This is a genomic window from Paenibacillus rhizoplanae, from assembly GCF_042684125.1.
Taxonomy (GTDB): Bacteria; Bacillota; Bacilli; order Paenibacillales; family Paenibacillaceae; genus Paenibacillus_AQ; species Paenibacillus_AQ rhizoplanae.
The window spans coordinates 1-1,832 of the sequence record NZ_JBHUKY010000075.1; the positions used below are offsets into that span (position 1 = coordinate 1).

At 54.7% G+C, this 1,832-nt stretch carries 1 protein-coding gene and 1 pseudogene; both read left to right on the top strand.

Annotated features, from left to right (window positions below):
- Positions 1-753, top strand: a pseudogene (locus ACFSX3_RS27775) (hypothetical protein); the annotation flags it as partial.
- Between the two features lie 59 nt (positions 754-812).
- Positions 813-1,832, top strand: a 1,020-nt coding sequence (locus ACFSX3_RS27780; RefSeq protein WP_209994892.1) for a hypothetical protein, incomplete at its 3' end; no start/stop codon positions are given.

Genomic DNA, 1,832 nt, shown 5'->3' on the forward strand with positions numbered 1-1,832 from the left:
CTCGAACACGACCGCGATCTGCGTAAGCGTGAACTTGATTCGCAGAAGACGGCGCTACAGAAGGAGAAGGAGACGCAGCTCACCGCGTATGACCGGGAGAAAGCGGATGCAGAAGCGCAGTACGACGCCCTCTCTGCAGCATTTGACGCGTACTCTGGCGATATCAAGACGATTGAGGCCGGCATCGCGGCGTTCCGAGTCTCCGAGTCTGCTACAGCTAACGCTACGATTCTGACCGAGCTGGACACGTTCGTCTCGCAGTATAAAGCGAAGATGGCCGAAGTTGCTGCTACAAAAGCGGCGTCACAGAAAGAGGCTGACCTCGACGAGTACAACGCGAATAAGGACCGGTGGACGGCAGCCAAGACTCGCGGGGATAAGGCGGAAATGGCACGTCTAGCTGCGCGGAATCAAGAGCTGCGCGACCTGTACGGAGTCGGCGGAGATACCGGGAAGAAGCTGCAGCATTTTAGCGCGGGCGGTATCGTTCAAGGCGCGGCAGGATCGGCTGTACCGGTTATCGCGCATGGACAAGAGCTAATTCTCAACGCGTCGCAACAGGCAGCATTGTGGGATATGATCGTAACTCCGCGTGTAGCAGCGCAGGCTCCGGCGGCTCCGACGTATATTACGCAGAACATCGACATGGGCGCGGAAAACGTGACGCTGACGGATAAAGCGGACGTAGGCATGTACTTTGATGAAAAGGCGCGCGCGGCTCAACGGCTCGCTACTATGGGAATAAGGGAATAGAAAACGATGGGCGCTCGAATCCTGGGCGCTCTAATTTAATATACGGGGGGCTACGATACATGACATTACTATTAGCGAGTTTAGGGGAAGAAATGGCAGTCCTTGCGGCAGATTCAGCGATATCAACTGTAATCGACGGGGCTGCTTACCGCGTCCAGGATGATTATAAAAAGCTTCATATCGTTGACGGAGCGCTCGTTTTTCTCTCCGGTGACGCTAATTTGTCCGAATGGACTATCCGTAAGTACAAGCGCTCGAATGAAAAGGGTGCCGCCGTGCTGCAGCGTATTATGCGGGAGGAATACGCTAAATACAGTAGCATTCGCCCGCAAATCGCAGAGCTTAAGGACTACGTTGGATTATTCGGATTCATATGCCAAGTAGAGTCCGGGAAGATCGCAGGCTACTTAATTAATTCGGCGAATAAGTTTGAGATAGAACGCTGTGAAGCTCCGGCCAGCAACTCGGTAACTGTAACCGCCGGCGTTAACGAGAAGATCGCGCAGTCCATGTTAACCGAGTCGTATGCGGCGGGCGTCGGAGCGCTCCAAGCGTATGCACACATATTCGACACGCTCGCCAGCGAGAAGATTGGCGGAAAGGCTGACGTTTATTTGATGGACCGCGCCGGCATCCGCAAGATACACACTCATACGATTAAGGAACCGCAGCTCAAACGAGTGGATCGCAGGTTCGTACGCTCGGCGGCTGTGCTTGATAAGCAGATTCAGGCGCTAATGCTGGACGCGGTGATTACCGGGAGTCACATTAACGTAGGCGGCGGAACGTTTACAGTAGACGGCACTACCGGACATATGCGGACTACGAGCGGGGAGTTCAGCGGGGCGATTACGGCGTCGTCTATTACCGGCGGCAGTATAACCGCAGATACGAGTATAAACGTTACACAGGACGCGCGAATCGGTAATAACCTGTATATGGGACTGGCTGGGGCGGTTAACGACCGGAAAATCCAGTTTGTAGACCCGGGGATTTACGAGGCGTACGTCTCGTTCGCTGGGTCCGGCTCTAAGGAATTGAGAATGCGCGGAGCCAATGACGTGCGGATCGACGCCGGC